This window comes from Bradyrhizobium sp. Pa8 (assembly GCF_052588265.1).
On record NZ_CP176767.1, the window covers coordinates 1647119 to 1661125 of the forward strand.

Consider the following 14007-nt stretch of genomic DNA (forward strand, 5'->3'; position numbering starts at 1 on the left):
TATGGCTATCGTTACCAGTTCCAACAAGGCCTGCTCGATCAATCCGCTGAAGATGAGCCAGTCGATCGGTGGCTCTTTTGCTTTCTTGGGGCTTCGGGGCGCCATGCCACTCCTACACGGCTCTCAGGGCTGCACATCCTTCGGAATGACCCTGTTTGTCCGGCATTTCAAGGAGGCGGTGCCGCTGCAAACTACCGCGATGAGCGAGGTTGCGACCGTGCTCGGTGGTTACGAGAATGTCGAGCAGGCGATTCTCAACATCTACAACCGCACCAAGCCCGAAATTATCGGCATCAATTCGACCGGCGTCACCGAGACCAAGGGCGACGACGTCGAGGCGTTCATTCGCCTCATTCGGCAAAAGCATCCGCATCTTGAGAAATTCCCGCTCGTCTACGTTTCGACGCCGGATTTCAAGGAGGCGTTTCAGGATGGCTGGGACAAGACCGTGGCGCGAATGGTCGAGGTGCTTGTCGAACCTGTCGATGGGGCCGCACCGCGCGATCGCTCGCGGATTAACGTCCTGCCCGGCTGCCATCTCACCCCCGGCGACCTTGACGAGCTACGGACGATTTTTGAGGACTTCGGGCTAAAACCGTCATTCCTGCCGGATATCGCCGGTTCGCTCGACGGTCACATCCCCGACGAATTCACGCCGACCACGATCGGTGGGATCGGGGTCGACGAGATCGCAACCATGGGGCAGGCGGCCTGGACCATCGCGATCGGAGCCCAGATGAGGCGCGCAGCCGAGACGATGCAGGCGAAGACGGGCGTGCCGTTCCGCCTGTTCGAGCGGCTCTGTGGCCTCGTCCCCAACGATGAATTCATCACGTTCGTGAGCAAGATCAGCAGCAAATCGGTACCCTCCAAATATCGCCGGCAGCGTGGCCAACTCGCGGACGCCATGCTGGATGCGCATTTCCATATCGGTGGTCGAAAGCTCGCCATTGGCGCCGAACCTGACCTCTTATTCGACATCTCCAGCATGCTCTGTGAGATGGGCGCGCAGGTAACGGCCGCGGTGACGACAACGGCGTCTCCGGTGCTCGAACGCGTCGCGATCCGAGAGGTCATCATCGGGGATCTTGAAGATCTGGAGGACCTTGCCAAGGCGCGGGACTGCGATCTCCTAATCTCCCATTCGCATGGTCGCCAGGCGGCGGCGCGGCTGAACATTCCATTTTTCCGTGCCGGCTTTCCGATGTTCGATCGCCTTGGCGCAGCTTACCAGATGACGGTCGGCTATCGCGGCACGCGCGAGCTAATCTTTGACCTCGCTAATCTCATCATTACCGACCGCGAGGACAACCGCCAGCCGACGCCAGACACCTGGCGCACGACCGACAACGGCCTGCATGTCGTTCCGCCGCGGCTGAACTGACGGACGAGAGGAGCTACGCCGATGAAAGTCGCATTCGCCACCCAGGATCTGAAGCGCGTCGATGCACATTTTGGCTGGGCCAGAAACATCGCCATCTATGACGTCGGGCCCGAAGGCCACCGCTTTGTCGAGGCTATTCAGTTCGATGGCGACCTTAACGAGGATGGCAATGAGGACAAACTCGCGCCGAAGATCGAAGCCATCAAAGACTGCGCCATCCTCTACGTTGCTGCGATCGGCGGCTCCGGTGCCGCCCGCGTCGTCGCAAATAACATCCATCCGATGAAGGTGAGCCAGCCTGAGGCGATCGACGATCTCTGCATAAAACTCGAATGTGTATTGAAAGGCTCGCCGCCACCTTGGTTGCGCAAAGTGCTCGCTAAGGGCCACGAGCGCTCGTTTGATTTCGAGGACTGAGGAAAATAACTATGACTGAAGCGGCTGACTTGATCCAACCCAGCCTTGCGGCGGAGGCGCCCTTTGTGAAGGAGCTTGTCAAGATCTGGCGCGCCGAAGACGGCCATGGCGCTTGGGAAGGCAAGAAGGATCTCGAGCTGCTCGAGCCCTATATTCTCGACAAGGAGAAGCGCCGTGCCTTACCCATCGTCGGTGATCCCGATCCGGACACAATCTGGCGGCTCGAATTGTTCTTCAACGCCGTTGCAGTGTCTATTGAGAGGGCGACCGGCGTGATGATCTCGCCGATGCTGAAAATGCACCATGAAGGCTTTGGCCGCATAGTGCTGATCGGTGGACGGCTCATTGTCATAAACAAGCAGCTGCGCGACGTGCATCGTTTCGGTTTTGACAATCTCTCAAAGCTGGTCAAGGAAGGTGACGTGTATGTCGACAGCGGAATCGAGATGATCCGCAGATTCCCGGAAGTTGCGAACTACTGAGGCGACGAATGAGCGATCTTGAAGAACTGAAGGCCGAGATCAAGAAGCTCTCGGCCAAAGCGACTCAGGCAAAGATGGATCTCCACGACTTCGCCGAGGAACTGCCCGTCAACTGGACCTCGATCCTGAGCGTTGCCCAAAAAGTCCACGACGTCTTCGACGAGCTCGAGCGCAGGCGCGAGGATCTCAAGGCGCAGGAAAGAGCCCACGGATCGTGACCATGTCATTTGCAACGCGCGACGGCCGCGTCTGGAAGCCGGAGTATCTGGTTTCCATCGATCCCAAGAAATGCATCGGCTGCGGTCGGTGTTACAAGGTGTGTGGCCGCGAGGTCATGGTACTCAAGGGCCTGAGCGAGGACGGAGAGATGATCGATCTCGAAGACGATGATGACGAGGTCGAGAAGAAGGTCATGGTGCTGAACGATGACGGAGCCTGCATCGGTTGCGGCGCCTGCGCCCGGGTGTGCCCGACCAGCTGCCAGACCCACACTTCAGCTGCTTCAGTAGAAGCATCGGGAACAGAGAAGCGTTAAATATCCTTAGGAATGCGCCGGGGAACATTAACAAGAGCGCGAGTGATTGGTCCGTCGGTGCCGCTGCAGTCATTAAACGCGGGTAGTTGATCCTAGCGCTTCTCGCCGTCATCGCCGCGCTTGTCTGCGAGAATTCGCGATGTCGCGGGGGGACGCTGCACCTGGAGCGCTTGGTGCAGTTTCACGGAGATATAACAGTCAAGTCGCGGCTAGAGGGCTCAACGCTTGCTACTCGATCCCCTGTTCACGTGCCTTCATCATCGCGGCAAGCCGAAACCGCTCGTGGATGGCGACGGGATTGGCGAGCGTAGCGGCTTCGGTCTTGTTGAAGGTGGCCAGAACGATCTCCGCTTCCTTGCGCGTCAGCGGGACGCGGCCGGCCATGTGGGTAGCGTCAGGTACTGCGGCCAGGATCGCTCGGCGGTACGGATGATCCTTGACTTCGATGAGCTCATTGGCTTCGAGCTTGCCCCCCAGCAAGATTGCCAGCCCTAGCACCTCAAGCTTGCGGCCGTCCTGGGTGGTCTTGACAAGTGTTGCCATTGCTATTCTGCCTCCTGTGCGGAAAACCACTTATAGCAATCGTGATCCCAGAGTTGGGCCAAGGTTTGCCGGTCTTCCAAGTTCGATAGCTTTGCCAGATCACGCGATCATCCGCATCGAAGGAAGATGCCTTCGTTCCGAACATCCGCCACGAGGAATTTGCCGTGGGCAGTACAAGGTCGGATGGCTCTGCTAGGGCTCGGAAATGTTTGTTCTTACGATTGTCCGGCCCCGAAGACAAGTCCACCACCCCGCCAACGGCCTTGGCAGTATGGGAGAAGCGGCGCGATCTGACGCGAAACGTCAGACAGGGCGGTTCTCGTTGCGATTCTTCACGGGGTGCATCTTGGCGAGGCCGTCCTCGTAGGAAAGTTCGGCATAAGAGGCATCGACGTTCTCGGCAGCATCGAGCAGATAATCGAGCTTGCCGGCAGCATCGAGCTTCTTGATGTCGTTCTTATCGACGCCGGTGAGATCCATCATCTCCTTCCACACCGTCGACTCGTCACATGGCAGCACGCGGAATGTGATGTCGCCGATCTTGATGCGGTATTTCGCCAGAAGATCGATGTTGTTGCAGAACATGAAGTAGGTGCCCTTCGGGCTCAAAGCGGCGTCCAGTACCTTGGCGACATCGGCAAGATAGGCAAAAGAATGAAGGTAGCCAGCCAATACCGGGATCGTAGTCTCTCCCTCGTCTGCGACTGTCAATACTTGCTCGATCGAATAGTCGGGCGGACGCTTCTCGTCGGCGAGCTGAGCCTGGAATCTTAGCGCAATATCGCCGCGGAAGCCAAAGCGGCTAGGCTTCGTGGTGTCACCCTTCAGCACCGCATTTAGCAGCCGACCTTCCTTATCAAGTCGGCCAAAAACGGTGTTGTCGATCGACGTCATGAAATGCTCCTCGTTGTTTGATGTGGCCGGGCAAATGTCGCACCGCGTGGTCTCACCGTGCCATCTATGCAAATTGTTTGCCGGCCGCCCACATATGCGAAGAAAGTCAAAGGTGAAGTTCGTCTTCGACTTCGGCAGACGTGCGTTGTCGGCAGCGAGGCGGTGTCGCGCCTGAGTTTTCCCAAGCTGCAAAGCTGCGTGTCGCAATCCCGACACTCCTCGTAACGCTAACAGGCGGGATTTAGCAAAAGCCCGGCATTTTCAGCAGCGTGATCACTGGCATGAGACTTGCCAACCTCATCCCGAACCGGTGCAGATGGTGAGGGAAAGCGATGATCGAACTGACAGAGCGTGCCCAGGACGCGGTGAAGAGCGCGATCTCTGCGGCAGCGCAGCCGGTGAGGGGCTTGCGGCTAATGATCGAAGCTGGCGGCTGCTCCGGGTTCAAATACACGATGGGACTTGCCGATGAGCCGAAGCCCGATGAGACCGTGATCGAGCGAGGCGGCATCAAGGTGTTTGTCGACAACAACAGTCAAGAGCATCTTGCCGGTACTACGATCGACTTTGTGGTGGCGCTGGAGGGGTCCGGTTTCACCTTTAACAATCCTAACGCAAAGTCGAGCTGCTCATGCGGCAAGTCCTTTAGCTAGTGCCGCGTTCGGAACAAGTCGGCACAGAAAGACCTCAAACGATGCTTGTCGAGACTGAACAAATGAGGCCGTCGGCGGCCGCTAAACCTACCGAATGCGAGCGGATCGTCCGCACCGTGCTTGATGAAGTCAGGCCAAATCTGCAGCGTGACGGCGGAGATTGTGAGTTTGTCGAGATCGATGGCAACAAGATCATGATCAAGCTCACGGGCGCCTGCGTGTTCTGTAAACTTGCGAGTGCGACACTAGAAGGCATCCAGGCGCGCCTCGTTGAACGGCTTGGCAAGTTCGTTCGCCTGATCCCTGTCGCGGGATCCACCAAAGCCAGACACTAAAAAAGGCGTACGGTGCAGCCGATCTACCTCGACAACAACGCGACGACTCGCACGGATCCATCCGTCGTCGCGGCGATGCTGCCATTTTTCTCAGAACGATTCGGCAACGCCTCTTCCGCGCATGCGGTAGGCAGGGAAGTCGCTGAAAGCATAAGACAGGCTCGCAGGAGCGTGCAAGCACTGATCGGTGCTGCCTTTGATCACGAGGTCGTCTTTACCTCGGGCGGTACTGAATCGGACAATACGGCGCTCCTCTCGGCAATTGCCGTGCAGGAGCGACGCAACGAGCTCGTCACCACGACTGTCGAGCATCCAGCCGTGCTATCGCTCGCAGACGAGCTCAGCCGTCGCGGCAACAATTGTCATCTCGTTCCTGTCGACTGTTCCGGCCGGCTGGACATCGATGCTTATCGCCGTGCGTTGTCCCCGCGTACCGCGGTCGTCTCCATCATGTGGGCCAATAATGAGACCGGAACGATTTTTCCCGTGGAGGTCCTCGCCAGAATGGCGCGGTCCATTGGCGCGCTCTTCCACACTGATGCGGTGCAGGCTGTGGGACGAACTCCTATCGACGTGAAGACCACCGAGATCGACATGCTGTCGCTTTCCGGCCACAAGCTGCACGGTCCAAAAGGCATTGGGGCGCTCTATGTGCGCAATGACACCAAGTTCAGGCGGCTGATCTTCGGCGGACCGCAAGAGCGCCGCCGACGTTCCGGCACCGAGAACGTCCCCGGTATCATTGGGCTGGGTAAGGCTGCAGAGCTTGCTGCCGTGGAGCTCAGAGGGGAGGGCATGAAAATAGCCGCGCTACGCGACCGGCTGGAGCATGGCGTTCTTGAGTTTGGCAATTGCGTGGTGCTCGGCGACAACGAGCGCCGCCTGCCAAATACGTCAAATATCGCCTTCGCGCACCTCGAAGGTGAAGCAATTGTCCATCATTTGAATCGCGCCGGCGTTGCCGCCTCCGTCGGATCAGCCTGCGCGTCAGGCTCCATGGAGCCGTCGCATGTGCTTCGAGCGATGAGCGTACCGTCGGCTCTGTTGCGTGGCGCGATCCGCTTCTCGCTGTCCCGCGAGACCACCAGCGAGGAGATCGATCGTGTCCTTGTTGTGCTACGAGATATCATCACGAAACTGAGGGGGCGCCACCTGCGTGGCCAGAGGGTGCGGGATCGACCTCTCGATGCAATGAGTCCGTCCGATGAAAATCATCATTCGTCGTTCACCTGAAACCGGCCTCTCGATTTACGTCCCCAAGAAAGATCTTGAAGAGCCGATCGTTGAATCCGAGCATGAAGCACTGTGGGGCGGCTGGATCAGAATCGCCAATGGCTGGGTGCTCGACCTGCCGCCGATGGCGAGCGACACCAGTTTGCCGATTACGATCAACGCCAAGAGGCGTGACGGCGACAGGGAAGAGAGTTGACGTGCCGGCTCCGCGGATCGAGTTCGTCAATGGGCTGGTGGCCGAAGCTATGCTCCGCAAAGTTGCGCAGGAGCTTCGTGGCGGCAATGTCGTTCCTTATCTCGGGCCCGGCTTAGTGGAACTGTCCAGCGCGCGTGTGCCGATAAATCCGGACGACTTGGCGGCATTCTTCGGCACCAAGTTGACGTTGCCAAAACGAGTAAGAGGGAACGCCTGGGCCTGCGCACAGCACATCGAGACCACGAGGCACCGCACCACCTTGACAGCGATGATGACGGACGCCTTTAGCGCGACAGTCAAGCCTACGCAGCTACAGCGGCATCTTGTAACGCTGCCGCTGCCGCTGATCGTTGATACCTGGTTCGATGGCGCGATGCGAAATGCGTTGGCCGGACGCAGCAATTGGGGCGAGATCCAAGGAATCACGCGCGCCGGTCTCAGTGAGGATCGTTGGTACCGCTTCTACGATGCCGCAGGCACCGAAATCGATTGCTCTCTGGTCACAAGTTGGGCAACGGTTCTCTACAAGCCGCACGGCAGCGTCGCCCCGGCGAAGAATTTCCTCGTCTCCGATGCCGATTATGTTGAGGTGCTGACGGAAATCGACATACAGACGCCGATTCCCGACGAGGTGAAGGCTCGCCGCACCGGCCGCAGCTTCCTGTTTCTGGGGTGCCGCTTCAACGACCAGCTCCTGCGCACCTATGCGCGACAGGTGTCAAAGCGCTCGTCCAACGTCCACTATGCCGTGGTTGAGCCCGACACACTCTCCAAGAATGAGCGCCGCTTTCTGGCCGCCCAAGGCCTGACGCCACTCGCAATTCCGCTTACACGTGCCGTCGAGATCGTTCTGGCGGGTTAGCCGACGCTTCTTGCATTGTCATTTGACCACCAGTTCGCCAAGGCAGCCTATCACACCGTCTCGCCGCCACCTGACAAGCCAACTTTCCAGCGAAAGAAAAGAGAGGAGAATAGCGGCGATCCCTCCGTCCACATTTCTTCCCACCCCGCTGCGTGCCAGTTCGATCATAGCGCATGTCAGCTTTCCAACACGGAGGAACATCGGATGTTTTTTCTAACTCGTTGAAAAAGGCCATGGAATTCGTAAGCCGGAGCCATGGCACGCCGGTTGCTAAGACCCAGATACGGGAAAGTTCAGGCCTGAAGGGAGAGCTGGGTAAATGGGGGCGCCAACGCATCGGGAATCATCGAGCGACGCAATTGCGAACCGCGAGATCACGCTGTCGATTGCCGAGAAAAAGGGCTGCGGCACGACTGGCCGCAGCGGCAGGGCTAGATGCGGCTCGCCGGCCGGCCGCGGTGATCTGCCAGCTGAGACCTGGCAGAAGGTAAAGAACCATCCCTGCTACAGCGAGGAAGCGCATCATCACTATGCGCGCATGCATGTCGCGGTGGCACCGGCCTGCAACATCCAGTGCAACTACTGCAACCGCAAATATGACTGCGCCAATGAATCGCGTCCGGGCGTGGTCAGCGAGAGGCTCACGCCTGAGCAGGCCGTTAGGAAAGTGATGGCGGTCGCCTCTAAAATTCCGCAGATGACCGTGCTTGGCATCGCCGGTCCTGGCGACCCACTCGCCAACCCGGAAAGGACCTTCAAGACGTTCGAGCTCGTTCATAAGGCTGCACCCGATCTGAAGCTGTGCCTCTCAACCAACGGCCTCGCGCTACCCGATCACATCGATAGCATCGCCAAATTCAACGTCGACCACGTCACGATCACGATCAATATGATCAACCCCGAAATCGGCGCAAAGATCTATCCCTGGATCTTCTACAAACACAAACGCTACACCGGCATCGAAGCTGCAAAGATCCTCACTGATCGCCAGCTCCAGGGCCTGGAGATGCTCACGGGGCGCGGCATCCTCTGTAAGATCAACTCGGTCATGATCCCTGGCATCAACGACCAGCACCTCATCAAGGTCAATAAAAGCGTAAAGCAGCGCGGCGCCTTCCTGCATAACATCATGCCGCTGATCTCCTCGCCCGAGCACGGGACCGCGTTCGGCCTGAACGGCCAGCGCGGCCCGACGGCGCGGGAATTGAAGGCGCTGCAGGATAGCTGCGAGGGAGACATGCACATGATGCGGCACTGCCGCCAGTGCCGCGCCGACGCCGTCGGTCTACTCGGAGAGGACCGCCGTGCCGAGTTCACTACCGAAAGGATTGAGCAGATGGACGTCAAATACGATGCTGAAGGCCGCAAGGCTTATCAGGCTAAGGTAGAGGAAGAGCGCGCCGCCAAAGCCGCAGCCGAGTGCGCGGTGCTTACGGAACGCGCAGATAGCTTCGGCGGCATAAAGGTGCTGGCGGCGGTCGCGACGAAGGGCTCGGGCCTGATCAACGAGCACTTTGGTCACGCCAAGGAGTTCCAAGTCTATGAGCTCTCGAGCGGTGGCGTCAAGTTCATTGGCCATCGCCGCGTCGATCTCTACTGCCAGGGCGGCTATGCGGAGGAAGGAAGCCTCGCGACTATCATTCACGCTATCAGCGATTGTCATGTGGTGTTCATCGCCAGGATCGGCGGCTGCCCCAGGGATGCGTTGATCAAGGCCGGCGTCGAGCCGGTCGATCAATACGCTCATGAGCCTATCGATAAGTCGACGATCGCCTGGTTCAAGGCTTATCTCGACAGAGTCAACAGCGGCGCGATCAAGCATATCGAACATGGCGATGCTGCGATCCGCCGGGGCACGTTGAATTCCGCGGCATGAGATTTGGATCAAACGATGCCGCTCAAGATCATCGCCTCTCAGTGCACGGGCTGCTCGGCCTGCGAGCCGGAATGCCCGAACGTCGCGATCGCGGAGAAGAACGGGACCTTCGTGATCGATCCTAAGAAATGCAGCGAATGCATCGGCCATTTTGACGAGCCGCAATGCGTTGCCGTCTGCCCAGTCGACAACACCTGTGTCGTCGACACCTCGCTACCGCGCTATCAGGCGCCCGCTTGAGGGAGAGACAGGACATGAACTCTTGGAAAATACGGGCGGTGCGACGAGCCATCCGCATGATGCTCCAAGCTGGCGGCCGCGTCGGCCGCGACCTCTGCCTTGCGGTTAGCCCGAGCGGATGTTCCGGGCTCGCCTGTGAAAGCAGCTTGCTCGAAAGGTCGCGGATCCCTGATGCGCTTTCCGAGCGCGATTACGTCAGGCCGTTTGTTCGCCGGGAAAGACCGCTATCGAACGACGCTGTGACGACCGATTTCGTCGATAAGCCGAAGCCGACGGGGCTCATATTGCAGGATCACAAGCTAGTCTTTTGCGGGCACCATTGATTGTAAGAGGCAACCCAGCGATGCCAGCTGCTCTGTTCAGCCCGCAATCCGAGATCAACGAGGCGCTCCTCACCAGCAGCTTGCTTGGACATGGGCTGCCCAGCGAGGCCGAGCATCACCTATGGCAAGCGAGCCTCTCCTATCATCTTGATGATATCGCCGAAAGCCACCTGCTCGAGGCCGAGGCACTCGCACCGGAGCACGCGTCAGTGTTGATCGGCCTCTTTCGCTTTTATTTCTACAAAGCGCGCCTCACCGAGGCGCTTGAGGTTGCCGAGCGCTGTATAAGCAAGGCGGCCGAGGTCAACAGTCTCCCCTCCGACTGGCGTCTGGTACGAGCCGATCATGCGCAGTTCGGCCACTATGAAAAAATTTTGCCCCGCTTCTTCCTGTTTTCGCTGAAAGGGTACGCTTACCTGCAGATTCGCCTCGGTCGAACCGAGGAAGGGCGACTAGCCGTCCAAAAACTCCTGGAGCTCGACCCCACCGACAAGATTGGCGCCAAGGTTCTTCTGCGCGTGCTCGAACGGATGGGGCAGGAGGATGAGTGACGACTTCGACATGACCCGAAATTGGAAGGGCGACCAGGTCAATTGCGCCTGCTGCGCGCATATCGCCTTGAATCGCGCCGGCCGCTGTCAACTCAAGCACGCTTGCGTCAACGATCGCTATGCCAGACGTGTCGATCGCTTCTTCAAGTGGAATGCAGGACTCGCCGACGCGTACCTCGCTCACCCGCATTTTGAGATGCGCGCCATCGCGGCGAGATTCGCCAACATCTTTCTGCTGTCGTCGTTGCTCAGCGACAACGACGAAACCGTGCGTTGGAGCGCCGTCCGCCGTCTGCCCAAGCGCTACGCCCTGCGGCTTCGCAACGACCCTCACCACGAAATTAGGATGTTGATCGCAACGCTGCTTGAAGGCGACGAACTGCTGCCGATGGCCTCGGATGAATATTACGATGTTCGCCTTGTGGTTGCGGGGCGGATTACGCCCTTGCTGCTCCGCGGAATGACCCGCGACGTGGAGGCTGAGGTTCGTCGCGTCGTAGCGCGACGCGTCCCACAGGAATGGTTGCTCAGTATGGTCGATGACCATGACGCGTCGGTGCGGTTGGAGGTCGCCCGACGCCTGTCGGCGTCGCTATTGCCTCCTTTGCGCCATGACCCGGATTGGCGTATCCGGCACGAGGTCGCGAGCCGGATCGCGCCCTCCGAACTTATAAGCCTTGTCGATGACCCAAACAGCTTGGTGCGCGAGCTCGCGCGCTCGCGACTTGCCCTGCAGCCAGAACGAGGGACTCCAGCGTGAGCAACATTGTTCCCGACAGTGACATCGTCGAGCTGACGGCACCACCTTTCTTCGACTTTGGCGAGAAGGTGCGTGCCAACCGCACCATCCGCAATGACGGCACCTATGCCGGCAAAGAGATCGGCGACATCCTGGCGAAGAAGGGCGAGGTCGGCTACGTCGTATCGATCGGCACTTTCTTGCAGCAGTTTTACATCTATGGCGTTGAATTCATTGAAAGCGGCAACCGAGTCGGCATGAAGCGCAAGGAACTCGATCCGGTCGTTCCACCCGACGAGGTCAAAGACCTGCTGTTGCCGGGAGCCGAATCACGATGACAGAAGCCAAGCTGCCAAAATATCAGCGGGGCCGGCGCGTCAAGGTGATGTTCGACCTGATCAATGACGTGTCCTTCCCCAATGCTCCAGCAAAAGTAATCCTCGTCAGTCTCGGCGAGATCGTCCAAGTTGGCCGGCATACTCGAGCGAACCTGCCGTCGTCGGCTGCCTCGAAAGAGAAATCGGACTGATCTAGAAGGCAGACGCATGAACCCCATCATAGGCATAAATCCAGGGCTATCCGCGCACCCCAACGACATCGATCGCAGGCGAATCGAGCGCGCGCTGAAGTCGAGAGAACGTTACCGTTATGTCTCAGCGAATATCACCGGAGTTGCCGGTGGCTACTTGATCGAAAGTCCGTGTTGCTCGCGCAACATCGACGTCGAAGGTGGCGTCATCGACGTGGCGATGCTGCACCACGACCGGACAAGCGCCATCTGGCATGTGTTCCGAAAGGATCACAAGCAGGGCATCTGGAAGCTGCACTCGACGCACCGGCGCCTGGCAGCCGTTACCGATCTTCTAAACGCGGATCCGGAACGCGTGTTCTGGCAATAAGGACCCGCGGGATGGCATTGGGAGCAGGCGAAATTGCGGATATCGAGCAGGCGCTCGCGTCATTCGACGATGGGTCTCAAGCGTATGCGACGTTGCGAATGAAATACCCACATCTCGCCTGGATCCGCTGCGACTCCTCCGATCTCACCGAAACACCGTTTCGCAGCGCCGGGCAATTCGACCTACACTTGCTTGATAGCGCAGATCATTGTGCGCGGATCACGGGCGATCCGGCGCGGGCGACCGGTATTGTGCTGGCCAAGCGGACGAGAGCGCCGTGACCGAAGCAGTCTTAGCCTAGGGAGACTGACGATGGCCCGAGTCCAACGGGACATGAATCCGTGATTCCGCTGTCGGATCCCGATATTACCCCTGCCGAAATCGCGGCAGTCGATCGCGTGTTACGCTCGCCGCGGCTCTCTAACGGCCCGCTCACCGAACAGTTTGAGGCGGAATTTGCTGCCTATCTGGGGCGGAAGTATGCCATTGCGGTTCCGGGCGGCACCATCGGCCTTCTGCTTTGCCTGAAAGCGTGCGGCATTGCTGCGGGCGACGAAGTGATCGCTTCGTCCTATTCATATCGTGAAACTGCACACGCCATCAGCCTCGCGGGTGCGCGGCCGGTATTTGCGGATATCGACTATTGGTCCGGGACGCTCGCGCCGCAGAAAGTCGAGGAGCGCATCACGTCAAAGACCCGTGCCATCCTCGCCAGCAACATTAATGGCCATCCTGCAGCCTGGTTGGCACTGCGCGATATCGCCAGCGGGCATAATCTGCTGCTGCTGGAAGATTTTACTGAGGCCGTTGCCTCACGTTATAAGGGCCAACTGGTCGGCACCTTCGGCGATGTCGCCGTGTTCGACTTCGCGCAACCCTCGCTTCTGACCTGTGGTGAAGGCGGCATAGTGGTGACCGATGATATCGACCTTGCCGTGGCGCTGCGTCGTCATCGCTCGCATCGGCCTGACGAGCGTGCTTCCGTTACCGTCGGTTCGGCTGCCCCATATCAGGCGGGGATAAGCGATCTCTCCGCTGCGCTCGGGCTTACGCAGCTCAGGCGTATCGACGAAATCCTAGAGCGGCGGCGGCTGATCGAACTACATTACGCGATGCATATGCAGTCGTTCGAAGGCATCAAGCCGCCCTATGTCGAGCCCGACGTTACCGAAGTGAACTGGTTCCTTTATGTTGTCCATCTAGGGACGCGTTTCTCGTGCTCCAGCCGCGACGCGGTCGTCGAGGATCTCCGCGTCGAGCAGGTAGAGGCTGCGGCCTACAGCCGTCCCCTGCACTTGCAGCGGCACTATTTCGATCTCGACTATCGCCGCGGCGAGTTGCCAGTAACGAAAAAGATCTCCGATCGCGCCGTCGCGCTGCCATTTCATACCCATCTCACTGATAGCCACGTCAAATTCATCATCGAGACCATGAAAGATGCCTCAATCAATGTAGGCGCAGGCGCGGCGATATACTGAAGACAGCGAAATGACTGTGCTGGCAATCCTATGTGAAGGCGATACCATCTGGATATCGTCCCTCCACTGGTGCCGAGATCGCGATCCCTGCGAACGCCGGACGGAAGGAGCCTTCCAGTCATAACCAGAGCGGAAATCTCGATACCATCGTCAACCTGGGCTCGAGGCCCTGCTCGTTACCAGGTCACCGTACTCGTTACTGAAAATATCAAGGGGCAGCCTCAGCGAGCTCATAGGGAACGTCGCGGCTCTTCGCCGAGCCAGTTGCACCATTTCTGGACCAAAAACGCCGACCGGCCGTTCACGGACTAGCACAAAACGGTTGGCACGAAGTACGCCTCAGGGCCTTACTCGGCGCATACGTCGT

Annotated in this window: 21 protein-coding genes; 19 read left to right on the forward strand and 2 right to left on the reverse strand. The window is 58.8% G+C overall.

The features are described 5' to 3' along the window. The first annotated feature begins 1 nt into the window (after position 1). From nifN to fdxB, 5 genes are read left to right on the forward strand one after another with little or no spacing between them, the layout of a single operon-like run. Entirely contained in the window at positions 2-1384 is a 1383-nt protein-coding gene (gene nifN / locus ACKWRH_RS07470) for a nitrogenase iron-molybdenum cofactor biosynthesis protein NifN (protein ID WP_445219960.1), read from the forward strand. A gap of 21 nt (positions 1385-1405) precedes the next feature. Beyond that, positions 1406-1801 carry a nitrogen fixation protein NifX gene (gene nifX / locus ACKWRH_RS07475; RefSeq protein ID WP_445219961.1) on the forward strand — a complete coding sequence of 132 codons (396 nt, stop codon included), beginning with the start codon at positions 1406-1408 and terminating at the stop codon, positions 1799-1801. Between the two features lie 11 nt (positions 1802-1812). Beyond that, positions 1813-2283, forward strand: coding sequence for a NifX-associated nitrogen fixation protein (locus tag ACKWRH_RS07480; protein ID WP_445219962.1), 471 nt, complete (start codon positions 1813-1815; stop codon positions 2281-2283). Positions 2284-2291: 8 nt separating this feature from the next. Continuing rightward, a complete protein-coding gene (locus tag ACKWRH_RS07485) occupies positions 2292-2501 on the forward strand; it encodes a CCE_0567 family metalloprotein (RefSeq protein ID WP_445219963.1) in 210 nt (69 codons plus the stop codon). A 2-nt stretch (positions 2502-2503) separates the two neighbouring features. Further along, entirely contained in the window at positions 2504-2818 is a 315-nt protein-coding gene (fdxB, locus tag ACKWRH_RS07490) for a ferredoxin III, nif-specific (protein WP_445219964.1), read from the forward strand. Between the two features lie 228 nt (positions 2819-3046). On the opposite strand, the gene ACKWRH_RS07495 is transcribed toward fdxB, so the two are convergent. Both ACKWRH_RS07495 and ACKWRH_RS07500 read right to left on the reverse strand, forming a co-directional pair. After that, positions 3047-3361 (reverse strand): hypothetical protein, encoded by a 315-nt coding sequence (locus ACKWRH_RS07495; protein ID WP_445219965.1) that lies wholly within the window; start codon positions 3359-3361, stop codon positions 3047-3049. A gap of 303 nt (positions 3362-3664) precedes the next feature. Beyond that, positions 3665-4255 carry a hypothetical protein gene (locus ACKWRH_RS07500; RefSeq protein WP_445222341.1) on the reverse strand — a complete coding sequence of 197 codons (591 nt, stop codon included), beginning with the start codon at positions 4253-4255 and terminating at the stop codon, positions 3665-3667. Positions 4256-4587: 332 nt separating this feature from the next. Here ACKWRH_RS07500 and ACKWRH_RS07505 point away from each other — a divergent pair, with 332 nt between their 5' ends. The 14 genes from ACKWRH_RS07505 to ACKWRH_RS07570 all read left to right on the forward strand — a co-directional run bounded on the left by ACKWRH_RS07505 (position 4588) and on the right by ACKWRH_RS07570 (position 13640). After that, entirely contained in the window at positions 4588-4908 is a 321-nt protein-coding gene (locus ACKWRH_RS07505) for a HesB/IscA family protein (RefSeq protein ID WP_445219966.1), read from the forward strand. A gap of 41 nt (positions 4909-4949) precedes the next feature. Further along, a complete protein-coding gene (locus ACKWRH_RS07510; protein WP_445219967.1) occupies positions 4950-5243 on the forward strand; it encodes a NifU family protein in 294 nt (97 codons plus the stop codon). 12 nt (positions 5244-5255) lie between these two features. Further along, positions 5256-6476 (forward strand): cysteine desulfurase NifS, encoded by a 1221-nt coding sequence (nifS, locus tag ACKWRH_RS07515; RefSeq protein ID WP_445219968.1) that lies wholly within the window; start codon positions 5256-5258, stop codon positions 6474-6476. Next, a complete protein-coding gene (nifT, locus tag ACKWRH_RS07520) occupies positions 6448-6672 on the forward strand; it encodes a putative nitrogen fixation protein NifT (protein ID WP_445219969.1) in 225 nt (74 codons plus the stop codon). Before nifS ends, nifT begins: the two co-directional genes overlap by 29 nt. 49 nt (positions 6673-6721) lie before the next feature. After that, complete coding sequence (locus ACKWRH_RS07525; protein WP_445222342.1) at positions 6722-7534, forward strand: SIR2 family NAD-dependent protein deacylase; 813 nt, start codon at positions 6722-6724, stop codon at positions 7532-7534. Between the two features lie 319 nt (positions 7535-7853). After that, positions 7854-9410: a nitrogenase cofactor biosynthesis protein NifB gene (gene nifB, locus ACKWRH_RS07530; protein WP_445219970.1), complete on the forward strand. Its 1557-nt coding sequence runs from the start codon at positions 7854-7856 to the stop codon at positions 9408-9410. 15 nt (positions 9411-9425) lie between these two features. Further along, complete coding sequence (locus ACKWRH_RS07535) at positions 9426-9650, forward strand: 4Fe-4S binding protein (RefSeq protein WP_445219971.1); 225 nt, start codon at positions 9426-9428, stop codon at positions 9648-9650. Between the two features lie 343 nt (positions 9651-9993). Beyond that, positions 9994-10524 (forward strand): tetratricopeptide repeat protein, encoded by a 531-nt coding sequence (locus ACKWRH_RS07540; RefSeq protein ID WP_445219972.1) that lies wholly within the window; start codon positions 9994-9996, stop codon positions 10522-10524. Further along, a complete protein-coding gene (locus tag ACKWRH_RS07545; RefSeq protein WP_445219973.1) occupies positions 10517-11284 on the forward strand; it encodes a 4Fe4S-binding leucine-rich repeat protein in 768 nt (255 codons plus the stop codon). Before ACKWRH_RS07540 ends, ACKWRH_RS07545 begins: the two co-directional genes overlap by 8 nt. Continuing rightward, complete coding sequence (locus ACKWRH_RS07550; RefSeq protein ID WP_445219974.1) at positions 11281-11601, forward strand: nitrogen fixation protein NifZ; 321 nt, start codon at positions 11281-11283, stop codon at positions 11599-11601. Before ACKWRH_RS07545 ends, ACKWRH_RS07550 begins: the two co-directional genes overlap by 4 nt. After that, the gene (locus tag ACKWRH_RS07555) at positions 11598-11792 is read left to right on the forward strand and encodes a nitrogen fixation protein NifZ (RefSeq protein ID WP_445219975.1); all 195 of its coding nucleotides are present in this window, start codon (positions 11598-11600) and stop codon (positions 11790-11792) included. The genes ACKWRH_RS07550 and ACKWRH_RS07555 overlap by 4 nt, the downstream gene beginning before the upstream one ends. Positions 11793-11808: 16 nt before the next feature. Next, complete coding sequence (locus tag ACKWRH_RS07560; protein ID WP_445219976.1) at positions 11809-12162, forward strand: DUF3024 domain-containing protein; 354 nt, start codon at positions 11809-11811, stop codon at positions 12160-12162. 11 nt (positions 12163-12173) lie between these two features. Next, positions 12174-12443: a hypothetical protein gene (locus tag ACKWRH_RS07565; protein WP_445219977.1), complete on the forward strand. Its 270-nt coding sequence runs from the start codon at positions 12174-12176 to the stop codon at positions 12441-12443. A 60-nt stretch (positions 12444-12503) separates the two neighbouring features. Beyond that, a complete protein-coding gene (locus ACKWRH_RS07570; protein WP_445219978.1) occupies positions 12504-13640 on the forward strand; it encodes a DegT/DnrJ/EryC1/StrS family aminotransferase in 1137 nt (378 codons plus the stop codon). The last annotated feature ends 367 nt before the right edge of the window (positions 13641-14007 follow it).

Coding starts and splice junctions, on each gene's coding strand:
- nifN (WP_445219960.1), top strand. CDS start 2: ATGGCTATCGTTACCAGTTCCAACAAGGCCTGCTCGATCAATCCGCTG.
- nifX (WP_445219961.1), top strand. CDS start 1,406: ATGAAAGTCGCATTCGCCACCCAGGATCTGAAGCGCGTCGATGCACAT.
- ACKWRH_RS07480 (WP_445219962.1), top strand. CDS start 1,813: ATGACTGAAGCGGCTGACTTGATCCAACCCAGCCTTGCGGCGGAGGCG.
- ACKWRH_RS07485 (WP_445219963.1), top strand. CDS start 2,292: ATGAGCGATCTTGAAGAACTGAAGGCCGAGATCAAGAAGCTCTCGGCC.
- fdxB (WP_445219964.1), top strand. CDS start 2,504: ATGTCATTTGCAACGCGCGACGGCCGCGTCTGGAAGCCGGAGTATCTG.
- ACKWRH_RS07495 (WP_445219965.1), bottom strand. CDS start 3,361: ATGGCAACACTTGTCAAGACCACCCAGGACGGCCGCAAGCTTGAGGTG.
- ACKWRH_RS07500 (WP_445222341.1), bottom strand. CDS start 4,255: ATGACGTCGATCGACAACACCGTTTTTGGCCGACTTGATAAGGAAGGT.
- ACKWRH_RS07505 (WP_445219966.1), top strand. CDS start 4,588: ATGATCGAACTGACAGAGCGTGCCCAGGACGCGGTGAAGAGCGCGATC.
- ACKWRH_RS07510 (WP_445219967.1), top strand. CDS start 4,950: ATGCTTGTCGAGACTGAACAAATGAGGCCGTCGGCGGCCGCTAAACCT.
- nifT (WP_445219969.1), top strand. CDS start 6,448: ATGAAAATCATCATTCGTCGTTCACCTGAAACCGGCCTCTCGATTTAC.
- ACKWRH_RS07525 (WP_445222342.1), top strand. CDS start 6,722: ATGCTCCGCAAAGTTGCGCAGGAGCTTCGTGGCGGCAATGTCGTTCCT.
- nifB (WP_445219970.1), top strand. CDS start 7,854: ATGGGGGCGCCAACGCATCGGGAATCATCGAGCGACGCAATTGCGAAC.
- ACKWRH_RS07535 (WP_445219971.1), top strand. CDS start 9,426: ATGCCGCTCAAGATCATCGCCTCTCAGTGCACGGGCTGCTCGGCCTGC.
- ACKWRH_RS07540 (WP_445219972.1), top strand. CDS start 9,994: ATGCCAGCTGCTCTGTTCAGCCCGCAATCCGAGATCAACGAGGCGCTC.
- ACKWRH_RS07545 (WP_445219973.1), top strand. CDS start 10,517: ATGAGTGACGACTTCGACATGACCCGAAATTGGAAGGGCGACCAGGTC.
- ACKWRH_RS07555 (WP_445219975.1), top strand. CDS start 11,598: ATGACAGAAGCCAAGCTGCCAAAATATCAGCGGGGCCGGCGCGTCAAG.
- ACKWRH_RS07560 (WP_445219976.1), top strand. CDS start 11,809: ATGAACCCCATCATAGGCATAAATCCAGGGCTATCCGCGCACCCCAAC.
- ACKWRH_RS07565 (WP_445219977.1), top strand. CDS start 12,174: ATGGCATTGGGAGCAGGCGAAATTGCGGATATCGAGCAGGCGCTCGCG.